At 71.9% G+C, this 24558-nt stretch carries 20 protein-coding genes; 6 read left to right on the plus strand and 14 right to left on the minus strand.

Annotated features, from left to right (window positions below; translation table 11 throughout):
- Window positions 1-41 precede the first annotated feature (41 nt).
- The 3 genes from EES41_RS28740 to EES41_RS28750 form a co-directional block, all read right to left on the minus strand.
- Window positions 42-470 (minus strand): hypothetical protein, encoded by a 429-nt coding sequence (locus tag EES41_RS28740; RefSeq protein ID WP_123080935.1) that lies wholly within the window; start codon window positions 468-470, stop codon window positions 42-44.
- A gap of 73 nt (window positions 471-543) precedes the next feature.
- Window positions 544-1044 (minus strand): NUDIX hydrolase, encoded by a 501-nt coding sequence (locus EES41_RS28745; RefSeq protein WP_123080936.1) that lies wholly within the window; start codon window positions 1042-1044, stop codon window positions 544-546.
- Between the two features lie 35 nt (window positions 1045-1079).
- Window positions 1080-2804, minus strand: coding sequence for a BCCT family transporter (locus EES41_RS28750; RefSeq protein ID WP_123080937.1), 1725 nt, complete (start codon window positions 2802-2804; stop codon window positions 1080-1082).
- Between the two features lie 143 nt (window positions 2805-2947).
- Here EES41_RS28750 and EES41_RS28755 point away from each other — a divergent pair, with 143 nt between their 5' ends.
- Window positions 2948-4096: a glycerate kinase gene (locus EES41_RS28755; protein ID WP_123080938.1), complete on the plus strand. Its 1149-nt coding sequence runs from the start codon at window positions 2948-2950 to the stop codon at window positions 4094-4096.
- Between the two features lie 541 nt (window positions 4097-4637).
- Here the strand turns inward: EES41_RS28755 and pssA are convergent.
- The 9 genes from pssA to EES41_RS28800 all read right to left on the minus strand — a co-directional run bounded on the left by pssA (window position 4638) and on the right by EES41_RS28800 (window position 15654).
- On the minus strand, window positions 4638-5420 hold the full coding sequence (gene pssA / locus EES41_RS28760; RefSeq protein ID WP_174261850.1) for a CDP-diacylglycerol--serine O-phosphatidyltransferase: 783 nt from the start codon (window positions 5418-5420) through the stop codon (window positions 4638-4640).
- Between the two features lie 82 nt (window positions 5421-5502).
- The gene (locus EES41_RS28765) at window positions 5503-6159 is read right to left on the minus strand and encodes a phosphatidylserine decarboxylase (protein ID WP_008737909.1); all 657 of its coding nucleotides are present in this window, start codon (window positions 6157-6159) and stop codon (window positions 5503-5505) included.
- 186 nt (window positions 6160-6345) lie between these two features.
- Window positions 6346-7551 carry an acyl-CoA dehydrogenase family protein gene (locus tag EES41_RS28770; protein WP_123080939.1) on the minus strand — a complete coding sequence of 402 codons (1206 nt, stop codon included), beginning with the start codon at window positions 7549-7551 and terminating at the stop codon, window positions 6346-6348.
- A 2-nt stretch (window positions 7552-7553) separates the two neighbouring features.
- Window positions 7554-8066 (minus strand): MaoC family dehydratase, encoded by a 513-nt coding sequence (locus tag EES41_RS28775; protein WP_030155134.1) that lies wholly within the window; start codon window positions 8064-8066, stop codon window positions 7554-7556.
- A 4-nt stretch (window positions 8067-8070) separates the two neighbouring features.
- Complete coding sequence (locus EES41_RS28780) at window positions 8071-9045, minus strand: CoA ester lyase (RefSeq protein WP_073772476.1); 975 nt, start codon at window positions 9043-9045, stop codon at window positions 8071-8073.
- Window positions 9042-11093 carry a protein meaA gene (locus EES41_RS28785; RefSeq protein WP_123080940.1) on the minus strand — a complete coding sequence of 684 codons (2052 nt, stop codon included), beginning with the start codon at window positions 11091-11093 and terminating at the stop codon, window positions 9042-9044. The genes EES41_RS28780 and EES41_RS28785 overlap by 4 nt, the downstream gene beginning before the upstream one ends.
- Window positions 11094-11124: 31 nt before the next feature.
- Window positions 11125-12462 (minus strand): crotonyl-CoA carboxylase/reductase, encoded by a 1338-nt coding sequence (ccrA, locus tag EES41_RS28790; protein WP_123080941.1) that lies wholly within the window; start codon window positions 12460-12462, stop codon window positions 11125-11127.
- A 386-nt stretch (window positions 12463-12848) separates the two neighbouring features.
- Window positions 12849-13670: a TetR family transcriptional regulator gene (locus EES41_RS28795; protein WP_123080942.1), complete on the minus strand. Its 822-nt coding sequence runs from the start codon at window positions 13668-13670 to the stop codon at window positions 12849-12851.
- A gap of 187 nt (window positions 13671-13857) precedes the next feature.
- Window positions 13858-15654: a 3-hydroxyacyl-CoA dehydrogenase family protein gene (locus EES41_RS28800; protein ID WP_123080943.1), complete on the minus strand. Its 1797-nt coding sequence runs from the start codon at window positions 15652-15654 to the stop codon at window positions 13858-13860.
- Window positions 15655-16058: 404 nt separating this feature from the next.
- On the opposite strand from EES41_RS28800, the gene EES41_RS28805 reads away from it, so the two are divergent.
- On the plus strand, window positions 16059-16622 hold the full coding sequence (locus EES41_RS28805; RefSeq protein ID WP_123080944.1) for an adenylosuccinate lyase: 564 nt from the start codon (window positions 16059-16061) through the stop codon (window positions 16620-16622).
- 160 nt (window positions 16623-16782) lie between these two features.
- On the opposite strand, the gene EES41_RS28810 is transcribed toward EES41_RS28805, so the two are convergent.
- Window positions 16783-18369, minus strand: a complete 1587-nt coding sequence (locus tag EES41_RS28810) for an alpha/beta hydrolase (RefSeq protein ID WP_123080945.1) — start codon at window positions 18367-18369, stop codon at window positions 16783-16785.
- A gap of 113 nt (window positions 18370-18482) precedes the next feature.
- Complete coding sequence (locus tag EES41_RS28815) at window positions 18483-19517, minus strand: Rv2578c family radical SAM protein (RefSeq protein ID WP_123080946.1); 1035 nt, start codon at window positions 19515-19517, stop codon at window positions 18483-18485.
- 169 nt (window positions 19518-19686) lie between these two features.
- Between EES41_RS28815 and EES41_RS28820 the strand changes: the two genes are divergently transcribed.
- From EES41_RS28820 to EES41_RS28835, 4 genes are all read left to right on the plus strand, one after another.
- The gene (locus EES41_RS28820; RefSeq protein ID WP_008737888.1) at window positions 19687-20130 is read left to right on the plus strand and encodes an SRPBCC family protein; all 444 of its coding nucleotides are present in this window, start codon (window positions 19687-19689) and stop codon (window positions 20128-20130) included.
- Between the two features lie 228 nt (window positions 20131-20358).
- The gene (locus EES41_RS28825; protein ID WP_123080947.1) at window positions 20359-21192 is read left to right on the plus strand and encodes a M55 family metallopeptidase; all 834 of its coding nucleotides are present in this window, start codon (window positions 20359-20361) and stop codon (window positions 21190-21192) included.
- A gap of 1 nt (window position 21193) precedes the next feature.
- Complete coding sequence (locus EES41_RS28830; protein ID WP_254211594.1) at window positions 21194-22540, plus strand: M20/M25/M40 family metallo-hydrolase; 1347 nt, start codon at window positions 21194-21196, stop codon at window positions 22538-22540.
- A complete protein-coding gene (locus tag EES41_RS28835) occupies window positions 22540-24549 on the plus strand; it encodes a prolyl oligopeptidase family serine peptidase (protein WP_123080949.1) in 2010 nt (669 codons plus the stop codon). Before EES41_RS28830 ends, EES41_RS28835 begins: the two co-directional genes overlap by 1 nt.
- Window positions 24550-24558 lie beyond the last annotated feature (9 nt).

Consider the following 24558-nt stretch of genomic DNA (forward strand, 5'->3'; position numbering starts at 1 on the left):
GGCCCGGCCTGGACCGGGTCTGGGCCCGGCCTGGACCGGCCTCAGACCACCATCAGCGGGACCAGCAGGGCGAACGCCGCGCCGGCCTCCACCGCGTACCCGTAGAGCGAGGGGTGCTGGACCGGCGCGGCGAGCAGGACCAGGCTCTGCTGTGCGGTGGCGGCCTTCACCCACTCCTCGTCGGCGCCGAGGTTGCCCTCGTACCAGCCCTCGCAGGAGCCGGGGCCGGTGACGGCCAGGAAGTCGTCCTCGCGGCGGTAGAGGGCCCGCCAGCCGGGGGCCGGGACCGACCAGCCGTCGAAGTCGGTGAACTGGGCCCAGCCGCCGTCGCGGATGGCGGTGTCGAAGAGCCAGACCGGCATGCCCTCCGGGGTGACTTCACCGCCGGCCTGTTCCTCGGTGGTGAAGTGGACCATGGGCAGGGCGTCGGGCCCGTCGGCGGTGCTCGGCCAGGCGTACATGGTGATCATGTGCTGATTCTGTCCTGCTCTCGATGGGTGCCGTACGGCCGGTGGCCCCAGGGCCTGTCTTTCGGATCAGGCCCTACGTGGCCGCCGGACGCCGGCCGTTCTCCAGTTCCGCGGTTCCCTCGCCGGAGGTGAGGACCCGGTACGCCTCTTCGGCGCGCAGACCGAGCGCCCCCGGGAGGTAGGCGGTGAGCTCGGCGGGCTCGACCATCCGCCAGGAGAGCAGCTCCTCGTCCTGGAGCGTGATCGCGGCGAGCCGCGCCTCGTCCAGTACGCCCCCGTCGTAGACGTAGGCGACCAGCGGCGGGCGGGCGCTGCCGAGCACCCAGTCGACGGCGAGGAGCCGCCCGAGCGGCAGGTCGAGGCCGATCTCCTCGGCGCTCTCGCGGCGGGCCGCCGCACGCGGGGACTCGCCCAGGTCGGACTCGATCGTGCCGCCCGGCAGGGCCCAGCCCTCGCGGTAGTTGGGCTCGACCAGCAGGACCCGGCCGGCGGCGTCGAGGTAGAGCGCGGCGGCGCCGGCCAGTACCCGGGGCAGGCTCGCGATGTACGTGGCGTAGTCATCCGTGGTGGTCACCCGGCAACCCTACCCAGGCGCCCGCACCGCAAGGACTACGGCTCCGGGGTACCCGCGTCGTCGTCCCCCCGGCCCGCCCGGCCCGGTCCGGCGACGCGGCGCAGCCGGTGGTGGCGGGCCGGGCCCTGCTCGGTGAGGGCGTCGCCGACCATCGCCCTGACCGCGTCGCGCATGCCGTGCAGGGGGTGGTGGCGGGCGGGGCCCGCGCCGGGGTCCTGGCGCAGCTCTGTGACCAGGGCCCAGCACAGCAGCAGCATGACGAGGACGAAGGGCAGCGCGACCAGGATGGTGGCGGTCTGCAGGGACTTCAGGCCGCCCGCGACGAGGAGGACGGCGGCGACCGCCGCCATCAGGATGCCCCAGGTGACGACGAGCCAGGTGGGCGGGTTCAGGGAGCCGCGGCTGGTGAGCGAGCCCATCACCAGCGAGGCCGAGTCGGCGCTGGTGACGAAGTAGGTCATGACCAGGACCATCGCGACGTACGAGGTGAGCGTGCCCAGCGGGAGCGCGTCGAGCATCGCGAAGAGGGAGGCCTCGGCCCCGTCCTTGACCTTCACGGCGAGGTCCGCGGCGCCGGTGGAGTCGAGGCGGATCGCGGTGCCGCCCATGACGCAGAACCAGACGGCGGTGGCACCGCTGGGGACCAGCAGGACGCCGATCAGGAACTCGCGGATGGTGCGGCCGCGGGAGATGCGGGCGATGAAGGTGCCGACGAAGGGGGCCCAGGAGAGCCACCAGGCCCAGTAGAAGATCGTCCACGCGCCGAGCCAGGCGCTGTCGGTGAACGCCCCGGTACGGGTGGCCATGGGCAGCAGTTCGTGGAGGTAGCTGCCGACGCTCGCGGGGATCACGTCGAGGACGTAGACGGTCGGGCCGAGGACGAACACGAAGAGCATCAGCGCGGCGGCGAGCACGAGGTTGATGGTGCTGAGCCATTTGACGCCCTTGTGGAGGCCGGAGAAGGCCGAGACCACGAAGGCGGCGGACAGCGAGGCGATGATGACGAGCTGGACCGCGGTGGAGTTCTGGGTCCCGGCGGTGAGGCTGAGCCCCTCGGCGACCTGGAGCGCGCCGAGGCCGAGGCTGGTGGCGGTGCCGAAGACGGTGGCGAAGACGGCGAGCAGGTCCACGGCCCTGCCGGGCCAGCCGTCGGCCCGCTCCTGGCCCATCAGCGGGACGAAGGCGGAGCTGAGCCGGTTGCCGCGGCCCTTGCGGAAGGTCGCGTAGGCGAGGGCGAGGCCGGCGATGCCGTAGATCGCCCAGGGGGTGAGGGTCCAGTGGAAGAAGGAGTAGTCGAGGGCCGCCTGGGCGGCGGCCCCGGTGCCGGGGGCGGCGCCCGAGGAGGGCGGCGGGTTCAGGTAGTGGGTCAGGGGCTCGCCGACCCCGTAGAACATCAGGCCGATGCCCATGCCGGCGCTGAACATCATCGCGATCCACGCGAGGTTGGTGAACTCCGGCTCGGAGTCGTCGGCGCCGAGCCGGATGCGGCCGAAGCGGCTGATGGCGAGGACGACGCACATGACGAGGAACACGTCGGCGGCGATCACGAACAGCCAGGCGAAATTGGCGAGCACCCACGCGAGGGCGGCGGCGGACGCGGTGTCGAAGGAGTCCTTGCCGAGCGCCGCCCAGGCGACGACGGCGAGCACGGCGATCACTCCGATGGCGACGAGGCTGAGGTCGGGGGTGCCGTCCGCGCCGCCCGGGCTGCTCCCACCTGGGGGTTCCGGAGGTGACTGGGCCAGTGATTCCGTACTCATGCGGCCACACTATGCAGGCGTATATCCGTATTTAGGGATATGGCGCGCCGGGTGTGGCCCAGGCCACGCATGGGCATAGGAGGATCCTCCGGATACGCTCATGGGGGCGCGACTGCACTGTTCGATAGCAAGGGATCAGCAAGGTGACGAACGGAGCAGTAACTGAGACCGCGCGCGTGCTCATCGCCGCGGACAAATTCAAGGGCTCGCTCACGGCCGTTCAGGTCGCGGAGCGGGTGACGGCCGGGCTCCGCCGGGCCGTACCGGGCGTGGAGGTCGAGACCCTCCCCGTCGCGGACGGCGGGGACGGTACGGTCGCGGCCGCCGTCGCGGCCGGCTTCGAACGCCGGGAGGTACGGGTCACCGGGCCGCTCGGCGACGAGGTGACGGCGGCGTTCGCGCTGCGCGACGGCACCGCGGTGGTCGAGATGGCGGAGGCCTCCGGGCTCCAGCTGCTGCCGGCGGGTGTCTTCGCCCCGCTGACGGCGACCACGTACGGCTCCGGCGAGGTGCTGAAGGCCGCGCTGGACGCGGGCGCCCGCTCGATCGTGTTCGGCGTGGGCGGCAGCGCCACCACCGACGGCGGCGCGGGCATGCTGGCCGCGCTGGGAGCGGTGTTCCTGGACGGGAACGGCGAGCCGGTCGGTCCGGGCGGCGGCGCGCTGGCCGAGCTGGCCTCGGCGGACCTCTCCGGGGTCGACCCGCGCTTCGCGGAGGTCGAGTTCGTCCTGGCGAGCGACGTGGACAACCCGCTGACCGGCCCGAAGGGCGCCCCGGCGGTCTACGGACCGCAGAAGGGGGCCTCGCCGCAGGACGTGGCGACGCTGGACGCGGCGCTGGCGCACTTCGCGGTGGTCCTGGCGAAGGCGATCGGCCCGAAGGCCGCCGAGCTGGCGGCCTCCCCGGGCGCGGGCGGCGCGGGCGGCATCGGCTACGGTGCGCTGCTGCTCGGCGCGTCGTTCCGCCCCGGCATCGAGCTGATGCTGGACGTACTGGGCTTCGCGCCGGCCCTGGAGCGGGCCACGCTGGTGATCACCGGTGAGGGCTCGCTGGACGAGCAGACCCTGCACGGCAAGGCCCCGGCGGGCGTCGCGGCCGCGGCCCGCGCGGCGGGCAAGGAGGTCGTGGCGGTCTGCGGCCGCCTCCTGCTGGAGCCCGAGGCGCTCCGGGCGGCCGGGATCCGGCGGGCGTACCCGCTGACGGAGATCGAGCCGGACCCGGCGAAGTGCATCGCCAACGCGGGCCCGCTGCTGGAGCGGGTCGCGGCCGCCATCGCCGCCGACACCCTCTGACCCTCCCGGCCCGGAGGCCCGGCACCCACCAGGGCGCCGGGCCTCCGCCGTCTCCCGGCCCTGCCGGGCTTCCCGGGCCTTGCCGTACCCAGGCCCTGCCGGGCTCGCCGGGCCTTGCCGTCCCACGGTCCTGCCGGGCTCGCCGGGCCTTGCCGTCCCACGGTCCTGCCGGGCTCGCCGGGTCCTGCCGCCCCCGGTCCTGCCGGGCTTCCCGGGCCCTGCCGTCCCACGGCCCTGCCGGTCTCCCCGGGCCCTGCCGTCCCCCGGTCCTGCCGGGCTCGCCGGGTCCTGCCGTCCCCGGGCCCTGCTGGGCTTCCCGGGCTCCGCGGGCGCCCGCGGGCCCCACGAACGCGGAGGGGCCCGCGCGGTACGCGTAAGGGGCCCCGGTTTGCGGAAGGCCCCGGTAGGCGGACGGGACCGCGCGGCACGCGGAAGCCCCCGGTTTGCGGAAGCCCCGATTCGCGTAGGGGGCCGCGGTACGCGGAAGGGCCCCCGGTGCCTTGGCGGCATCGGGGGCCCTTCGTGGTGCGCGTGGCCCCGGCTAGGGGATCTGCGTCGCGCGCGCCTCGCGGCGGTTGTGACGGAACGTGTTCGCCCGACGGGTCGTCGCGAACAGCGGGATCGTCGCCGCCAGAGCGATCTGCAGCGCGCAGCCCGTCTGGAGCAACAGCTGGCCGCCCGGCGCGTCGAACGCCCAGGCCGCGAGCAGGCCCATGGCACCCACGATCCAGCTCAGCATCGCCACCGCGAGGACACCCCGCGGCTTCGGGTACTCGACCCGGCTCACCATGAGCCACGCCACACCGATGATCGCCAGCAGCGTCGGGATGAACTTCAGCTCCAGCAGCACGATCGAGACGACCGTCAGCGCGCCGAAGGGGCTCGGCATGCCCTGGAACATGCCGTCCTTCATCGTCACGCAGCTGAATCTGGCGAGGCGCAGGACGACCGCCAGCAGCACCACGATGGCCGCCAGCGCGGACATCTTCTGGTGCGCGTCATCGGCGACCATGCCGTAGACCAGCACGAAGTACGCCGGCGCCAGCCCGAAGCTGATCAGGTCGGACAGGTTGTCCAGCTCCGCGCCCATCGGCGAGCTGCGCAGCTTCCGGGCGACGATGCCGTCGAAGAGGTCGAAGACCGCCGCGAGGAGCATCAGTATCACCGCGGTCGCCGCGCTGTGCCGGGCCATGCCCGACTCGCCGCTGCCGGTGAGGTGCGGAATGAGGATTCCGGTGGTGGTGAAGTACACCGCCATGAATCCGCACGTGGCGTTACCGAGGGTGAGCGTGTCCGCTATCGACAGCCGCAGGGACAGCGGCATGTCGTCCTCGGGGGACTCCTCCTCGGCGGGCTCGGGAACCCAGCCCTGCGACGGGGTCGAGGGCGTCGAGGGGGTTTCAGGGTCAGTCACGGTCAATTCGGGTCACCCCCGCGGTGGTGGCCTGTCCGACCTCGACCGCGACTTCGACGCCCTCGGGGAGGTAGATGTCGACGCGGGAGCCGAAGCGGATCAGACCGATGCGTTCGCCCTGCTCCACCTTGGTGCCGGCCGGCAGGTACGGGACGATGCGTCGCGCGACGGCGCCGGCGATCTGCACCATCTCGATGTCGCCGAGCTCGGTGTCGAAGTGCCAGACGACGCGCTCGTTGTTCTCGCTCTCCTTGTTGAACGCCGGGACGAACCCGCCGGGGATGTGCTCCACGGACGTCACCGTGCCGGCCAGCGGCGCGCGGTTGACGTGGACGTTCAGAGGGCTCATGAAGATCGCGACGCGGGTACGCCCGTCCTTCCACGGCATGATGCTCTGCACCACACCGTCGGCGGGCGAGATGACACGGCCCTGGGTGATCTCACGCTCGGGGTCGCGGAAGAACCACAGCATGCCCGCCGCGAGAGCGGTGGCGGGCACGGCCGCGGCGGCCCAGCGTCCGGACTTGCGGGCCCGGGTGAGGCTGAGCGCCGCGGTGGCGACGGTCGGCAGGAGCCACGGCGATGCTCCGCGTGCGAGACGTCCGTTCAGGAAGCCGACGCGAGGTGCAGAGGTTTGGCTGTGGGGCATGGATGACCTTCGTAGCGGGTGATTGCCGCGCCGCAAACGGGGGGACGGGACGGCGGCTTTCCTGGAATGCTATCGGTTGCGCGCAACAACTGGGCAAGCCAGAAGCCGAGTCGATGGCCGTCGGCCAGTGACTGGCAGTGACTCTTTTGCGACGAACCCCAGAAGGATTCGCCGCAAAAGGTACATTCAGCCCTGGAGTCGGTACTCCTCGAGCAGGCGTCGCCCGATGATCATTTTCTGGATCTCGGCGGTACCTTCACCGATCAGGAGCATGGGGGCTTCCCGGTAGAGGCGCTCGATCTCGTACTCCTTCGAGAAGCCGTAGCCACCGTGGATACGGAAGGCGTCCTCCACCACCTCCTTGCAGTACTCGGAGGCGAGGTACTTCGCCATCCCTGCTTCGAGGTCGTTTCGTTCCCCAGAGTCCTTTTTGCGTGCTGCATTGACCATCATCGCATGGGCGGCTTCGACCTTGGTAGCCATCTCGGCCAGCTTGAACTGGATTGCCTGGTGCTCGGCGATCGCCTTGCCGAAAGTGTGACGTTGCTGGGCATAAGAGACACCCAGCTCGAAAGCACGCTGAGCGACGCCACAGCCACGCGCGGCCACGTTCACGCGGCCGACCTCGACCCCGTCCATCATTTGGTAAAACCCTCGGCCCGTCTGGCCTCCGAGCACGCGATTGGCCGGAATGCGCAGTCCGTCCATGATGAGCTCGGTCGTGTCGACGCCCTTGTAGCCCATCTTGTCGATCTTGCCCGGAATGGTCAGGCCCGGACGGACCTCACCGAAGCCCGGCTCCTTCTCGATGAGGAAGGTCGTCATCGACTTGTGGGGCGCCGTGCCCTCGGGGTGTCCTTCGTCACTCCGGACCAGAACGGCCACCAGGGTCGACGATCCGCCGTTCGTGAGCCACATCTTCTGGCCGTTCAGGACGTACTCGTCGCCGTCCTTCACCGCCTTGGACGTGATGGCCGACACGTCCGAGCCCAGCGCCGGCTCGGACATCGAGAACGCGCCGCGCACCTCGCCCAGCGCCATCCGGGGGAGGAAGTGGTCCTTCTGCTCCTGCGTGCCGTGCTGCTTGAGCATGTACGCCACGATGAAGTGGGTGTTGATGATGCCCGAGACGGACATCCAGCCACGCGCTATCTCCTCGACACACAGCGCGTAGGTGAGCAACGACTCACCCAGGCCGCCGTACTCCTCGGGAATCATCAGCCCGAACAGGCCGAGTTCCTTGAGGCCGTCGACGATCTGCTGCGGGTACTCGTCACGGTGTTCGAGTTCCGTCGCGACCGGGATGATCTCCTTGTCGACGAACTCCCGGACGGTCTTCAGGATCTCCCGCTGGACGTCGGTGAGCCCGGCGGTCTGGGCGAGTCGGGCCATGGCTACTTCCCCTGTTCCTTCAGCTGCGGGCGGCCGGGCTGTTCGCCGCCGCGCTCCTTGATGTACGTCTCGGTCGGGACCATCACCTTGCGCCGGAAGACGCAGACGAGGGTGCCGTCCTGCTTGTAGCCCTTGGTCTCCACGTAGACGATGCCGCGGTCGTTCTTCGACTTCGACGGGGTCTTGTCGAGGACCGTGGTCTCGCCGTAGATCGTGTCGCCGTGGAAGGTGGGCGCCACGTGCCGCAGGGACTCGATCTCCAGGTTGGCGATGGCCTTCCCGGAGACGTCCGGCACCGACATGCCGAGCAGCAGGGAATAGATGTAATTGCCCACGACCACGTTCTTGCCGAAGTCGGTCGTGTTCTCGGCGTAGTTGCTGTCCATGTGGAGCGGGTGGTGGTTCATGGTCAGCAGACAGAAGAGGTGGTCGTCGTACTCCGTGACCGTCTTCCCGGGCCAGTGCTTGTAGACCGCGCCGACCTCGAACTCTTCGTACGTGCGTCCGAACTGCATGGTCCTAGGCCTCCGGGATCTCGAACTTGGTGGTGCGCCGCATCCCGGCCGCGCGGCCCTTGCCCGCGATGACCAGGGCCATCTTGCGGCTGGCCTCGTCGATCATCTCGTCGCCGAGCATCGCCGAGCCCTTCTTGCCGCCGGCCTCGGAGGTGCACCAGTCGTAGGCGTCGAGGATCAGCTCGGCGTGGTCGTAGTCCTCCTGGGAGGGCGAGAAGACCTCGTTCGCCGCGTCGACCTGGCCCGGGTGCAGCACCCACTTGCCGTCGAAGCCCAGCGCCGCCGCCCGGCCGGCCACCTCGCGGTACGCGTCCACGTCGCGGATCTGCAGGAAGGGGCCGTCGATCGCCTGGAGGTCGTGCGTGCGGGCCGCCATCAGGATCCGCATCAGGATGTAGTGGTAGGCGTCCGCCGGGTAGCCGGGCGGCTGCATGCCCACGACCAGGGACTTCATGTTGATGGAGGCCATGAAGTCGGCCGGCCCGAAGATGATGGTCTCCAGCCGCGGCGAGGCGGCGGCGATCGCGTCGACGTTGACCAGGCCCTTGGCGTTCTCGATCTGCGCCTCGATGCCGATCTTGCCGACCTCGAAGCCCATGGTCTTCTCGATCTGGGTCAGCAGCAGGTCCAGCGCCACGACCTGCTGGGCGTCCTGGACCTTCGGCAGCATGATGCAGTCGAGGTTCTGGCCGGCGCCCTCGACGACCGTGATGACGTCCCGGTACGTCCAGTGCGTGGTCCAGTCGTTGACGCGCACGACCCGGGTCTTGCCCGTCCAGTCGCCGTTGTTCAGCGCGTCCACGATCGTGTGGCGGGCGCCTTCCTTGGCGAGCGGGGCGCAGGCGTCCTCCAGGTCGAGGAAGACCTGGTCGGCCGGCAGGCCCTGGGCCTTCTCCAGGAACCGCGGGTTCGAGCCGGGAACCGCGAGGCAGGAGCGGCGCGGCCGCAGCCGGTTGACCGGGGACGAGGGCGTGGTCATGCGGGGACCTCCAGAGGGTCGAGCTTGTTCGCTTTCCGGATCTCGTCGACGATACGGCCGATGATCTCCGTGATACCGAAGTCCTTGGGTGTGAAGACGGCCGCGACTCCGGCCGCCTTGAGCGCGATGGCGTCGGCATTCGGAATGATGCCGCCGAGGACGACGGGTATGTCACCCGCCCCCGCCGCGCGGAGGCGTTCCAGCACGTCCGGGACGAGCGCGCTGTGCGACCCGGACAGGATGGACAGTCCCACGCAGTGGACGTCCTCGGCCAGCGCCGCCGTCGAGATCTCCTCGGGCGTCAGCCGGATGCCCTGGTAGACCACCTCGAAGCCGGCGTCACGGGCCCGCACGGCGATCTGTTCGGCGCCGTTGGAATGCCCGTCCAGGCCGGGCTTGCCGACCAGCAGCCGCAGCCGCCCGGAGCCCAGGTCCTCGGCGGTACGGGAGACCTTCGCGCGGACCAGGGCCATCGGCGTGCCCTCCTCGGCGGTGACGGCCACCGGGGCGGAGGAGACCCCGGTCGGGGCGCGGAACTCGCCGAACACCTCGCGCAGGGCGCTCGACCACTCGCCGGTGGTGACACCGGCCCGGGCGCACTCCAGGGTGGCCTCCATCAGGTTCTCGGTCCCGGCCGCGGCCTCCTTCAGCCGGTCCAGGGCCTGCATCACCGTCGGGAAGACGAACGGGTCCCCGTCCCCCTGCCGGTCCGAGGACTCCTGGCGCTCGGCGCGCCAGCGGCCGATGCGCTCCACGGTCAGCGCCTCGACGGCCGCGTCGACCGTCATGATGGCGCCGTCCAGGTCGGCGGTGAGGGGGTTCTCCTCGGTCTGCTGGTAGCAGTTGACGCCGACGATCTTGTCCTCGCCGGCCTCGATCCGGGCGCGCCGCTCGGCGTGCGAGGAGACCAGCTGGGACTTGAGGTACCCGGACTCGACGGCGGCCATCGCGCCGCCCATCTCCTGGATCCGGTCGATCTCGGCCAGGCAGTCGGCGACCAGGGAGTCGACTTTGGCCTCGATGACGTGGGATCCGGCGAAGATGTCCTCGTACTCCAGCAGGTCGCTCTCGTGCGCCAGGACCTGCTGGATGCGCAGCGACCACTGCTGGTCCCAGGGCCGGGGCAGGCCCAGCGCCTCGTTCCAGGCCGGCAGCTGAACGGCGCGGGCGCGGGCGTCCTTGGAGAGGGTGACCGCCAGCATCTCCAGGACGATGCGCTGGACGTTGTTCTCCGGCTGCGCCTCGGTCAGGCCGAGCGAGTTGACCTGGACGCCGTACCGGAAGCGGCGCTGCTTGTCGTTCTCGATGCCGTAGCGCTCGCGGGTGACCTTGTCCCAGATGCGGCCGAAGGCGCGCATCTTGCACATCTCCTCGATGAAGCGGACGCCCGCGTTCACGAAGAACGAGATGCGGGCGACCACTTCGCCGAAGCGCTCCTCGGGCACCTGCCCCGAGTCGCGCACCGAGTCGAGCACGGCGATCGCGGTCGACATCGCGTACGAGATCTCCTGGACCGGGGTGGCCCCGGCCTCCTGGAGGTGGTACGAGCAGATGTTGATCGGGTTCCACTTCGGGATGTGGTTGACCGTGTACGCGATCATGTCCGTCGTCAGGCGGAGCGAGGGCCCGGGCGGGAAGACGTGCGTCCCGCGCGAGAGGTACTCCTTGACGATGTCGTTCTGCGTGGTGCCCTGGAGCTGGGCGATGTCCGCGCCCTGCTCCTCGGCTGCCACCTGGTAGAGCGCCAGCAGCCACATGGCGGTGGCGTTGATCGTCATCGAGGTGTTCATCTGCTCCAGGGGGATGTCCTGGAACAGCCGCCGCATGTCGCCCAGATGGGAGACCGGGACCCCGACCCGGCCGACCTCGCCGCGGGCGAGGATGTGGTCGGGGTCGTAGCCGGTCTGCGTCGGCAGGTCGAACGCGACCGACAGGCCGGTCTGGCCCTTGGCGAGGTTGCGGCGGTACAGCTCGTTGGACGCCTCGGCCGTGGAGTGGCCGGCGTACGTCCGCATGAGCCACGGACGGTCTTTCTGGCGCTCTGTCATCTCAGGCTGTCCCTTTGGCCCTTGAACGATCTCAGACGTTGCGGAAGCGGTTGATCGCGTCGAGGTGCGTCGCGCGCATCTCGTGGTCGCGCACGCCCAGGCCCTCCTCGGGCGCCAGCGCCAGGACGCCGACCTTGCCCTGGTGGAGGTTGCGGTGGACGTCGTACGCGGCCTGGCCGGTCTCCTCCAGGGAGTAGACCTTCGAGAGGGTGGGGTGGATCTTGCCCTTCGAGATCAGGCGGTTGGCCTCCCAGGCCTCGCGGTAGTTCGCGAAGTGCGAGCCGATGATCCGCTTGAGCGACATCCACAGGTAGCGGTTGTCGTACTCGTGCATGTAGCCCGAGGTCGAGGCGCAGGTGGTGATGGTGCCGCCCTTGCGGGTGACGTAGACGCTCGCGCCGAAGGTCTCGCGGCCGGGGTGCTCGAAGACGATGTCGATGTCCTCGCCGCCGGTCAGCTCGCGGATGCGCTTGCCGAAGCGCTTCCACTCCTTGGGGTCCTGGGTGTGTTCGTCCTTCCAGAACGTGTAGCCCTCGGCATTGCGGTCGATGATCGAGGTCGCGCCCATCTTCCGGCAGATCTCCGCCTTCTGCTCGCTGGAGACGACACAGATCGGGTTGGCGCCGCCGGCCAGGGCGAACTGGGTGGCGTACGAGCCGAGGCCGCCGCTGGCGCCCCAGATCAGGACGTTGTCGCCCTGCTTCATGCCGGCGCCGTTGCGGGAGACCAGCTGGCGGTAGGCGGTGGAGTTGACCAGGCCGGGGGAGGCGGCCTCCTCCCAGCTGAGGTGGTCGGGCTTGGGCATCAGCTGGTTCGACTTGACGAGGGCGATCTCCGCCAGGCCGCCGAAGTTGGTCTCGAAGCCCCAGATGCGCTGCTCGGGGTCGAGCATCGTGTCGTTGTGGCCGTCGGAGGACTCCAGCTCGACCGAGAGGCAGTGGGCGACGACCTCGTCGCCCGGCTTCCAGGAGTTGACGCCGGGGCCGGTGCGCAGCACGACGCCCGCGAGGTCGGAGCCGATGACGTGGTACGGGAGGTCGTGGCGCTTGCTGAGGTCGCTCAGCTTGCCGTAACGCTCCAGGAAGCTGAAGGTCGACACCGGCTCGAAGATCGACGTCCAGACCGAGTTGTAGTTGACCGAGGAGGCCATGACGGCCACCAGGGCCTCGCCCGGGCCGAGTTCGGGGACCGGGACCTGGTCGAGGTGCAGGGACTTGCGGGGGTCCTTCTCGCGGGTGGTGAGCCCCGCGAACATCTCCGCCTCGTCCTTGTGCACGGTGATCGCGCGGTAGGAGTCGGGGAGCGGCAGGGCCGCGAAGTCGTCGGTGGTGGCGGCCTGCGACTGGATCGCGTCCAGGATGTCCTTCACGGTGTGCCTCCGGCGAGCGCTGAGGGTGCGCTGAGGGATACGCGAGTGCGTTCGGATCTGGTGTGGTGCTGCGAGGTGCCGTCGGATCGGCGGAGCGTGGAGCGGGCGACGCCTGTGGTGGGGCGCGTGCCCAGGCCTGGTGACGCAGGCATCCGGGGCGCGTCCCACCACCGGGTAGGGCGGGGGTCGCGGGGACGTCCGGACACATTCAACGTATGGCACCCCGTGTCACTCAGCAAGGCACCGCGTGCCAAAACTTTCTCTCATTTGCCGATTGACCTGCGCAGATGAGCGATGATCGATCAGAGTTACCGATGAGTAGGGGCAAGTCGGACAAACGAAAGCGGCCGCCCCCTGGACGGGAGCGGCCGCTGTGACGTGCGTGACTACTGCTTGTTCCTCAGTGCTTCCTCGATGGTCCGCATGACCTCGTCCAGCGGGGCGTCCGTACGGGCCACCGCCACCAGTACCTCGCCCCGCGTACGGACCTCCGCCGGCGCGGCCGGGGCCGCCGCCGCGTTCTGGGTGCGGCCCGCGCCGATCCCCGAGCCGAAGGTCTTGCGCACGATCGAGAAGGCGTGGTCCAGCTCCGCCTCCACGTCCCCCTGGCCGCCCGCCCGCAGCCAGCGCCGCAGCACGTGGTTGTGCGCCGTGACGACCGCGGAGGCGGCCACCTCGGCCAGCAGCGGATCGTCGTTGCCGTCGTGGTGGTCCTGCTCGTCGAAGTGGGCCAGCAGGTAGCGGGTGAACAGCCGCTCGTACCGGGCCACCGAGGCGATCTCCCGCTCCCGCAGCGCCGGCACCTCGCGGGTGAGCCGGTAGCGCTCCACCGACACCGCCGGCGAGGCGGCGTACATCTTCATGACTTCCTTGATCCCGCGGCACACCGTGTCGAGCGGGTGCTCGTGCGCCGGGGCCACGTCCAGCACCGCCTCGGCGCGGGTCAGGGTGTCGTCGTGATCGGGGAAGATCGCCTCTTCCTTGGAGCGGAAGTGCCGGAAGAAGGTCCGGCGGGCGACCCCGGCGGTCGCGGCGATCTCGTCGACCGTCGTCGCCTCGTACCCCTTGGTCGCGAACAGCTCCATCGCGGCCGCGGCGAGCTCGCGGCGCATCTTGAGCCGCTGTGCGGCCGCCTTGGTGCCGGCCGGGCTCTCCTGGGAGTCGGAAGCCGTGGCGGCGCGGGGCGAGGACTTGGCGGGCTGGGACATAGAGCGAAAGTACTTCATTCGCGCCGGGGAGCGCGCCTGAGGGGGGCGGGACAGGGGTGGATGCGGGGGAGGGCCGGCACTGGGCACACAGTGCTCGTCGGGAGGGCCCGTCCGCCGTGAGGGTCCGGCGGACCCGAGCAGCCCTCCCCACGCATCCGGCTCGGTCGCCTCTGGGGCGGGGCGCGGCTTACCGGCGGGCGTACTCACGGAATCCGCGGCCGGTCTTCCGGCCCAGGCAGCCCGCCGCCACCAGGTGCTCCAGCAGCGCCGACGGGGCCAGGCCCGGGTCGCGGAACTCCTGGTGCAGGACCTTCTCGATGGCCAGCGACACGTCCAGGCCGACCACGTCGAGGAGCTCGAAGGGACCCATCGGGTAGCCGCCGCCCAGCTTCATCGCGGCGTCGATCTCGTCGATCCCCGCGTAGTGCTGCTCGACCATCTTGATCGCGTTGTTCAGGTACGGGAACAGCAGCGCGTTCACGATGAAGCCCGCCCGGTCCCCGCAGTCCACCGGGTGCTTGCGCACCTTCACACAGACCTCGCGGACCGTGGCGTGCACGTCGTCGGCCGTCAGGACCGTACGGACCACCTCGACCAGCTTCATGGCCGGCGCCGGGTTGAAGAAGTGCATGCCGATCACGTCGTGCGGGCGCGAGGTCGCCCGGGCGACGGCGATCACCGGCAGCGAGGAGGTGGTCGTGGCCAGCACCGCGCCCGGCTTGCAGACCTTGTCCAGGCCCGCGAACAGCTCCTGCTTGACCGCCAGGTCCTCGGCGACGGCCTCCACGGCCAGGTCCACGTCGGCGAACGCGTCGAGCGAGCCCGCCGGGGTGATCAGGCCGAGGGTGTGTGCCGCGGCCTCCTCGGTCAGCCGGCCCTTGGACACCGCACGGCCCAAGGACTTGCCGATCGCGGCCTTCGCGGCATCGGCCTTCTCCTGGCTGCGGGCAGCCAGCACGACCGGGTAGCCGGCCTGCGCGAAGACCTGGGCGATACCGCTCGCCATCGTGCCGGAGCCGGCGACGCCGACCGAGGAGACCGGGCGGCTCGCGCCCAGCAGGGTCCCGTCCAGCGGGGTCTGGAGGTCGCGGACGACCACCGTGCTGCCCGGGGCCTCGTACGTGTAGAACCCGCGCCCGGACTTCTGCCCGGTCAGGCCGGCCTCGGCGAGGTGGCCGAGGATCGGGGCCGGGGCGTGCAGCCGGTCGCCGGAGGAGGCGTACATGGCCTCCAGGACGGTACGGGCCGTGTCCACGCCGATCAGGTCGAGCAGCGCGAGCGGGCCCATCGGCAGACCGCAGCCGAGCCGCATCGCCGCGTCGATGTCCTCGCGGGAGGCGTACTTCGACTCGTACATCGCGGCGGCCTGGTTCAGGTAGCCGAAGAGCAGGCCGTCGGCGACGAAACCGGGCCGGTCGCCGACCGCGACGGGCTCCTTGCCGAGCTCGCGGGCCAGCTCGGTGACCGCCTCGACGGCCGGCGGCGCGGTCAGGACGCTGGAGACGATCTCGACCAGCTTCATCGCCGGGGCCGGGTTGAAGAAGTGCAGGCCCAGCACCCGCTCGGGGTGCTGCGACTCGGCGGCCATACGGGTCACCGAGAGGGCGTTGGTACCGGTGGCCAGGATGGTGTCGGGCCGGACGATCGCGTCGAGTTCGCGGAACAGCCGCTGCTTGATCTCGTAGTTCTCCGGGACGACCTCGATCACGAGGTCGGCGTCGGCCGCGGCGCTCAGCTCGGTGAAGGTGCGGAAGCGGGCGAGCACGCCCTCCCGCTCCTGCTCGGTCAGGCGCTCCCTGGTGACGGAGCGGGCCGTGGCGGCCGCGAGGGCGGCGGTGGCGCGGCGGGTGGCGGTGTCGCTGATGTCGATGCCGATGACCTCGCGGCCGGCTCGGGCGAGGACCTCGGCGATGCCGGTGCCCATCGTGCCGAGGCCGACGACGGCGATGGTCTGGAGGGTGGACTGACTGGACGGACGGTCCATCGCGGGACTCCAGTGAATGAGGGTGACGACTGGGGGAGGCGCGCGGCTGCACGGCACGCGGCCTGAGATTCCGCACAAAATGCCCGAAAAAAGGGGGCGGAGAACGGCGGACCCTGTCCCGGGGATCGCGCCGAGCGCATGAAGACCGGTACCTGGATGGATCGCTGGTACCGAACCGAACCGACTGGTACGGGGTGGCTGCGTCACCAGGCCGGCCCCGTACGTGTTGAAGCGAGCGTAACCCGCGGGTAACTGGCGCGCCAGGGCGCGGAGATGTGACCTGTACCGCCCAAATGTACCGATCATCGATCATCGATCATCAGCCCTCGGATCGTCAACGGGAGCGCGTCACCCATCTCGGAGAATCCGGCGTGGCGCCGGCGCCGTCGCCCTAGGGTGGCCGCGTGAACGACGTGCTGGAGCGCCTGCGGACCGAATCCGGACAGTCGACGGAGTACGAGGAACTGCTCACGGCGGACCCGGACGCCCTGGCCGCCTCGCTGACCTCGGCCGGGCGGCCGCTGTGGGCCCGCGAACTCGCCGCGTACCGGCTGGGGCTGGCCGGGGACCGGCGGGCCTTCGAGCCGCTGGTGCTGCTGCTGAACCACCGGGACGCGCCGCGCTGCGCCGCCGCCGCGGCGGCCCTGGCCGTGCTCGACGACCCCCGCACCGCCCGCGCGGCGGCCGCCCTCGCGACGAACGGCCTGCGCACCGCCTACGCCCTGCACCCGGTCCGGCTGCTCAGCGCCCTGCGCGCACCGGAGTCGGCGCCGGCCCTCATCGCCACCCTGTCGCGGCTGCTGGCCCCGAACGACCCGTACTGGCGCGTCGCCCTGGCCTGCGTCGAGGGCCTCGGCGCCCTCGCCGACCCCCGCGCCCGCGAGGTCCTCGTCCGCGCCCAGTCCCACCCCCGGCTGGCGGTGGCGGCGACGGACGCCCTGCGCGGGCTGTCCCGGCCTCAGGCCTGATCCGGCCCCGGCGCCGAACCCGGCCCCGGCTCCGGCCGCGCCGGGACGATCGCGAAGGCCTCGACCTCCACCTGCCGGGCCTGGGCGGCGGCGTCGCCCGCGCCCGCCACCTCACCCTTCTCGTCGAGGGCGCACTGCCCCGATCCTCGCCCGGAGTCCGTCAGCCGCGGAACCCCAGCAGGCCGTGGAGGGCCGCGCCGCCCGCCGAGGCCGGGACCGCCCGGGTCAGCGCCGCCGGCTTCGGGGCCGGCTGGGCGGCGCAGGTGGCGTCCGCGGCCTTCCCGGTGCGCAGGTACGCCGACACCTTCTCGTCCAGGCACTTGTTGCCCGCCAGCGAGATCCCGTGGTTGCCGCCGCCCTCCTCGACCACCAGCGCCGCGCCCTTCAGCTTCTCCTTCATCGTCAGCGCGCCCCCGAACGGCGTCGCCGCGTCCTGCGTCGCCTGGAGCAGCAGGGCGGGCGGGAGGTCGGCGTTGGTCACGTCCGGCGCCGCCAGCGGCTCCGTCGGCCAGAACGCGCACGGCGCGTTGTACCAGGCGTTGTTCCAGGTCATGAAGGGCGCCTTGGCGTGCGTCGCCCACATGTCCGCGCGCCAGGTGTTCCAGTCCTTCGGCCAGGCCGAGTCCCGGCACTGCACCGCCGAGTACACGCTGTAGCTGTTGCCCGCCGAGGGCTCCACCGCCCCGAACCGCTCGTACGCCGCCACCAGCGGCTTCGGGTCGTTCTCCACCGCGTACGCCGAGAAGGCCTCCGCCAGGTTCGGCCAGTAGCCGTTGTAGTAGCCGCCCGGCATGTACGTGTCCTCCAGCTCGGACGGGCCCACCTTGCCCCCGGCCGGGCTCTCGCGCAGCGCCTCGCGCATCGCGTACCAGAGGTTCTCCACCCGCGCCGGGTCGGTGCCGAGGCGGTACTTCTCGTCGTACTGGGCCACCCAGGCCAGGAACGCCTTGTGGCGGGCGTCGAAGGCCTGGTCCTGGGCGAGGTTGTCCTCGTACCAGACCCCGCTCGGGTCCACCACGGAGTCCAGGACGAGCCGGTGCACCCGGGCCGGGTGGAGCCGGGCGTACACGGCGCCCAGATAGGTCCCGTACGAGTAGCCGAAGTAGCTGATCTTCGGCGCGCCCAGCGCGGTGCGCAGCGCCTCCAGGTCCCGGGCGGCGGAGACCGTGCCGATGTACGGGAGGACGTCCGCGTGCTTGCTCCGGCAGGACTCGGTGAAGGCCTTGACCCGGTCCAGGTTGGCCTCCTCGGTCCGCGGGTCACGCGGCACGGAATCCGGCCGTACGGGGGCGAAGTGGTTCGCGCCGCAGTTCAGGACGGGCTCGCTCTTGCCGACGCCCCGCGGGTCGAAGCCGATCACGTCGAACTGGGCGGCGACGTCCTTCGGCAGCGTCGCGGCGACGTACCCGGCGAGGCCGCGCCCGCTGCCGCCGGGGCCGCCGGGGTTGACCAGCAGTGGCCCTTGCGAGGTGGCGGCGGTGTGCGGGACGCGGGTCAGGGCGAGGGTGATCTGCCGCCCGCCCGGCCGGTCGTGGTCGAGCGGGACCTTGAGGGAGGCGCACTGGAGGGTGGGGTAGCGGGGCGTCGAGCAGCCCGTCCAGCTGACCGAGGCGGCCTTCGCGCCCGGCGGGGCGGCGGCGGCCGTGACGCTGGCGGGGCTCGCCAGGGTCGCGGCGACGGTGGCGACGGAGACCGACACGAGGACGGCGGCGCGCTTGGTGACGGGGCGGTTCGTGGAGCGGAGCATGAGGGCCTCCCAGCCGAGGGTTCTGGGCGGAATCGTCCCGGAACCGGCGCCGCGAAGGCGGGATTGTGCCTCCTATTGGCCCGATGTGATGACCCGTCTCCCGCCGGCCGCGCTCACAGGAGGGTGAGCTGGGTCGGTCCGGCGGGCGCGGCCCCGGCCGGGCGCTCGGGGACGAGGGCCCGGCGGGAGGCGCCGCGCCGGGACGGCCCGATGCCGAATTCGGCCGCGAGTTCGTGGACTTGGCGGGTGATCTGCCGCTGGTACCAGGTGGGCGCGTAGGAGCCGCCCGCGTACATCCGCTCGTACCGCTCCACCAGGTGCGGGTGGTGGCTGCCCAGCCAGGCCGTGAACCACTCCCGCGCCCCGGGCCGCAGATGGAGTACCAGGGGTGTCACGGAGGTCGCGCCGGACTCCGCGACCGCCCGGACGGTGGTCCGCAGCTGCTCCGGCGCGTCCCCGAGGAAGGGGATGACGGGGGCCATCAGCACCCCGCACTCGATCCCGGCGTCGGTGAGGGTCCGTACCGCGTTCAGCCGGCTCGCGGGGGAGGGCGCACCGGGCTCCACGGTCCGCCACAGGGCGGTGTCGGTGAAGCCGACGGAGACCGAGACGCCGATGTCGGTGACCTCGGCGGCCTGCCGCAGGAGGGGGAGGTCGCGCAGGATCAGCGTGCCCTTGGTGAGGATGGAGAAGGGGTTGGCGCGGTCGCGCAGCGCCTCGATGATCCCGGGCATCAGCCGGTAGCGGCCCTCGGCGCGCTGGTAGCAGTCGACGTTGGTGCCCATGGCGATGTGCGCGCCGCTCCAGCGGGGCGCGCCGAGCTCCTTGCGCAGCAGCTCGGGGGCGTTGGTCTTGACGACGATCTGGGAGTCGAAGCCGATGCCGGTGTCGAGGTCGAGGTAGCCGTGCGTCTTGCGGGCGAAGCAGTACACGCAGGCGTGGCTGCACCCCCGGTACGGGTTCACCGTCCATTCGAACGGCATCCGCGAGGCGCCGGGCACCCGGTTCAAGGCGGAGCGGGCCCGGACCTCGTGGAAGGTGATGCCGCGGAACTCGGGAGTGTCGAAGGTGCGGGTGACGACGGACCCGGCCCCGAAGAGCGCTCCCGTCCTCTCCTCGGTCCCGTCGGTCAGATTGTCCCAGCGCATGAGCGCCTCCCTCGGTAGCTCCGACCGAGAATAGAACAAACGTTCCCATGATCGTGCGGCGGTCGTCGCACGCCGCGTCAGGTCCCGCGCGTGACCCGGATTTGGGCGCCCGCCCCGGAGGTGGTTGGCTTGCGGCCGACGAGCGAGAACAACTGCTGGAGGAACAGCCATGGCGCAGGTCGAGGCCACCACGGAGCGGATCATCGCGGCCGACGCGGAGACGGTGTTCGACGCGCTCGCGGACTACGCCGGGACCCGGGGGAAGCTGCTCCCCGAGCACTTCAGCGAGTACGAGGTGCGCGAGGGCGGCGACGGCGAGGGCACCCTCGTCCACTGGAAGCTCCAGGCCACCAGCAAGCGCGTCCGCGACTGCCTTCTGGAGGTCACCGAGCCCACCGACGGCCAGCTGGTGGAGAAGGACCGCAACTCCTCGATGGTCACCACCTGGGTCGTCACCCCGGCCGGCGAGGGCAAGTCCAAGGCCGTGGTCACCACCGTGTGGAACGGCGCCGGCGGCATCGGAGGCTTCTTCGAGCGCACCTTCGCGCCCAAGGGCCTCGGCCGGATCTACGACACGCTGCTGGCCAACCTGGCCACCGAAGTCGAGGCCTGACCGAGCCCGCCCCGGCCCCGCCCGGCGGCCGCCCCGGCGCCGGGCGGTGACGGTACGGGGCCGGCTCACCGGATCGGGTGGACTTCCCGGCCGGGCCGCCGGGCCGCCGGGCCGTCGGACGGCGTGGGCCCGCGACGTCCGCCCGGGCAGGACCTAGGGTGGGGATCTGCGTGGACGGCACCCGTCCGTGTCGTCCGCGCCGCGCGCAGCCGACCGCCTGGGGGCCCGATGAAGATCCTCATCTCCGCCGACATGGAAGGCGCCACGGGCGTCACCTGGCCCGAGGACGTGATCCCCGGAGCCTCCCAGTGGGAGCGCTGCCGGGGCCTGTTCACCTCCGACGTGAACGCCGCCGTCCTCGGCTTCTTCGACGGCGGCGCCGACGAGGTCCTCATCAACGAAGCGCACTGGACCATGCGCAACCTGCTGCTGGAGAAGCTGGACGCGCGGGCGGAACTGCTCACCGGCCGCCACAAGACCCTCTCCATGGTCGAGGGCGTCCAGCACGGTGACGTCGACGGCGTCGCCTTCGTCGGCTACCACACCGGCGCCGGCGCCGAGGGAGTCCTCGCCCACACCTACCTCGCCAATTCCATCACCGGGGTCTGGGTCAACGGGGTCCGGGCGAGCGAGGGCCTGCTCAACGCCCATGTCGTCGCCGAGTACGGCGTCCCGGTCGTCCTGGTCACCGGCGACGACCTGACCTGCATGGACGCCGCCGGCTACGCCCCGGACGCGGTGACCGTCGCCGTCAAGGACCACGTCTCGCGCTACGCGGCCGTCTGCCGCACCCCCGCCCGTACGGCCGCCGACATCCGGGCCGCCGCCCAGCAGGCAACCGCGCTGGCGGTCCGTCACGAACCCCTGTACGCGGGCCCGTTCACCGTCGAGGTCGAGTTCGACGCCGAGCACCTGACGCTGGCCGCGACCGTGGTCCCCGGCGTCGAACGCAGCGGGGAGCGCCGGGTCGCGTACACCAGCGAGACGATGTACGAGGGGATCCGGGCCTTCAAGGCGGTCACGACGGTCGTCTCGAACGCCGTGGAGGAGCAATATGGATGACATGCACCCAACGGATGGCTCCGCCGGCGCGGCACTCGACGCGGCGGCGTTCGACGAGGCGGTCGAGTTCACCTCCGGGCTGATCCGGATCGACACGACCAACCGGGGCGGCGGCGACTGCCGGGAGCGGCCCGCCGCCGAGTACGTCGCCGAGCGGCTCGCCGGCGCCGGGCTGGAACCGGTCCTGCTGGAGCGCACCCCGGGCCGCACCAACGTGGTGGCCCGCATCGAGGGCACCGACCCCGCCGCCGAGGCCCTCCTCGTCCACGGCCACCTCGACGTCGTGCCCGCCGAGGCCGCCGAATGGAGCGTGCACCCCTTCTCCGGGGAGGTCCGGGACGGGGTGGTCTGGGGCCGCGGGGCCGTGGACATGAAGAACATGGACGCGATGGTGCTGGCCGTCGTCCGGGCCTGGGCCCGCCGGGGCGTACGGCCGCGCCGGGACGTCGTGATCGCCTACACCGCCGACGAGGAGGACAGCGCGGTCGACGGCTCGGGCTTCCTCGCCGACCGGCACCCGCACCTCTTCGAGGGCTGTACGGAGGGCCTCGGCGAATCCGGCGCCTTCACCCTGCACCCCGCCCCGGGCCGGGCGCTCTACCCCATCGCCGCCGGTGAACGCGGCACCGCCTGGCTGAAGCTGACCGCGCGCGGCACCGTCGGGCACGGCTCCAAGCCCAACCGGGCCAACGCGGTCACCCGGCTCGCGGCCGCCGTGTCCCGGATCGGCGCGTACGAATGGCCGGTGCGGCTCACCGGCACCGTCGCCGCCTGCCTCACCGAACTCGCCGCCCAGCAGGGCCTGTCGGTCGACCCGCGCGCACGGGACTTCGACCTCGACGGGTTCCTCGACAAGCTCGGACCGGCCGCCGTCCTCGTCGAGGCGACGGTACGCAACAGCGCCAACCCGACGATGCTCAGCGCCGGTTACAAGCTCAACGTGATCCCCGGGGAGGCCACCGCCCACGTGGACGGCCGGATGCTGCCGGGCGGCGAGGCCGAGTTCATCGCCACCCTCGACGAGCTCACCGGCCCCGACGTGCGCTGGGAGTTCCACCACCGGGAGGTGGCCCTCGAAGCCCCGGTGGACGGGCGGACGTACGCCGTCCTGCGCGAGTCGGTGGAGCGCTTCGACCCCGGGGCGCGCGTGGTGCCGTTCTGCATGGCGGGCGGCACCGACGCCAAGCAGTTCTCCCGCCTCGGGATCACCGGCTACGGCTTCTCGCCGCTCAGGCTGCCGCCCGGCTTCGACTACTGGTCCCTCTTCCACGGCGTGGACGAGCGGGTCCCGGTGGACGCCCTGCACTTCGGCGTCCGCGTCCTCGACCACGCGCTGCGGACCCTGTGATGGCCCTGCCGGCCGGCGCCGCGGCGACCACGCGGCCCTACGGGACCTGGCCCTCGCCCATCGACGCCGGACTCGCCGCCTCCCTCGACGGACGCCCCGAGTACCTCGGCGCGGTCGGCCCCGAGCTGTGGTGGACCGAGCCCCGCCCGCAGGAGTCCGGGCGCCGCACCCTGGTGCGCCGGCCGGCCGGCGGCGGCCCCGGGGCCTCGGTGCTGCCCGCGCCGTGGAACGTGCGCAGCCGGGTCACCGAGTACGGCGGCCTGCCCTGGGCCGGGGCCCCGCGGGCCGAAGGCGGCCCGCTGCTGGTCTTCGTGCACTTCGCCGACCAGCGGCTGTACGCGTACGAGCCGGACGCCCCCGAGGGCGCCGGGCCGCGCCCGCTGACCCCGCTCTCCGCCGTCGGCGGCGGGCTGCGCTGGGCCGACCCGGTGCTGCGGGGCGAGGAGGTCTGGTGCGTGCTGGAAGAGTTCACCGGGCCCGCGCCGACCGATGTGCGCCGGGTGCTCGCCGCCGTGCCGCTGGACGGGTCGGCGGCCGAAGCGCGGTCCCTCGTACGGGAGCTGACGGACGACCGGCACCGGTTCAGCACCGGTCCCCGGCTGTCCCCGGACGGCCGGTACGCGGCCCGGCTGGTGTGGGACCACCCCCGGATGCCGTGGGAGGGCACCGAACTGCTGCTCGCCGAGGTCAGCGCGGCCGGGGAGCTCGGCCCGGCCCGTACCGTGCTCGGCGGCCCCGACGAGGCGGTGGCCCAGGTGGAGTGGGCGCCCGACGGGACCCTCCTCGCGGTGAGCGACCGCGGCGGCTGGTGGAACCCGTACCGGGTGGACCCGGCGACCGGCGGGGCGGTCAACCTGTGCCCCCGGGAAGAGGAGTTCGGCGGCGCGCTGTGGAAGCCGGGGCTCCGCTGGCTGGCGCCGCTGCCCGACGGGCTGATCGCCGTCCTGCACGGGCAGGGCTCCGCGGTGCTCGGCGTGCTCGACCCGGAGAGCGGCGACCTGGTGGACGCCGCCGGGCCGTGGACGGCCTGGCAGCCCACCCTGGCCGTCAGCGGGCCGCGGGTGTACGGGGTGGCAGCCAGCCCGCGCAGCGGCTACGAGGTGGTGGAGCTGGACACCGGGACGGGCCACGCCCGGGTCGTCGGCGCCCCGGCCGCCGACCCCGTGGACCCGGCCCACTACCCGGAGCCGCAGAGCCGCACCTTCCTCGGTCCGGGCGGCCGGGAGGTGCACGCCCACGTCTACCCGCCGCACCACCCCGCGGTACGGGCCCCGGCGGACGAACTGCCCCCGTACGTGGTGTGGGCGCACGGCGGTCCCACCGACCACGTACCGCCCGTACTGGACCTGCACATCGCCTACTTCACCTCGCGCGGCATCGGCGTGGTCGAGGTGAACTACGGCGGCTCGACGGGCTACGGGCGCGCCTACCGCGAGCGGCTGCGCGAGCAGTGGGGCGTCGTGGACGTGGAGGACTGCGCGGCCGTCGCCCGCGCGCTGGCCGCCGAGGGGACGGCCGACCCGGCCCGGCTCGCGATCCGCGGCGGCAGCGCGGGCGGCTGGACGGCCGCGGCCTCGCTGGCCGCCACCGACGTGTACGCCTGCGGGACGATCAGCTATCCGGTGCTGGACCTGATCGCCTTCGCCGAGGAGACCCACGACCTGGAGTCCCGCTACATCGACAGCCTGGCCGGTCCGCCGCAGACCCTGGCCGTGCGCGGCCGCGAGCGCTCCCCGGTGGCCCGCGCCGACCGGATCACCGCGCCGTTCGTCCTGCTCCAGGGGCTGGACGACCCGATCTGCCCGCCGGCCCAGGCGGAGCGGCTGCTCGCGGCGCTGCGCGGCCGCTCGGTCCCGCACGCGTACCTCACCTTCGAGGGCGAGGGCCACGGCTTCCGGCGCGCGGAGACCATGGTCCGGGCGCTGGAGGCGGAACTGTCGCTGTACGCGCAGGTGTTCGGGATCGAGCGGCCCGACGTGCCGAAGCTGGGGCTGTCCCTGGAGCCGTGACCCGAGGGA

The organism is Streptomyces sp. ADI95-16 (assembly GCF_003721495.1).
GTDB lineage: Bacteria > Actinomycetota > Actinomycetes > Streptomycetales > Streptomycetaceae > Streptomyces > Streptomyces goshikiensis.